At 26.6% G+C, this 263-nt stretch carries 1 pseudogene; it reads left to right on the forward strand.

Going from position 1 to position 263, the window contains the following annotated elements:
* Positions 1-263: pseudogene (locus BUE91_RS07055) on the forward strand (hypothetical protein); the annotation flags it as partial.

The raw sequence follows: 263 nt of genomic DNA on the forward strand, positions 1-263 counted from the left end.
GAGATGAGATTAGAGAAGAATTTCTTGAAGAGGTTAAAGTAGAAAGAGATTCAAAATTACATAGATATATATCTTTTGCTACAGGGTTTGTATACACTATTTTATCCCCACTTATTTTACTTTTGGGTATATATTTTGCAGCTGAAAATATCTTTTTGTTTAAAAGGAACAACTTAGTTATTATTTTACTTATATTAATTGGAATTTTAACTGGGTATTGGACTTTGTATAAAGATATTAAAAAGATTACAGCTAAAAGGGAG

Origin of the sequence: Streptobacillus notomytis (genome assembly GCF_001902585.1) — a bacterium.
In the GTDB taxonomy this organism is placed as follows: domain Bacteria; phylum Fusobacteriota; class Fusobacteriia; order Fusobacteriales; family Leptotrichiaceae; genus Streptobacillus; species Streptobacillus notomytis.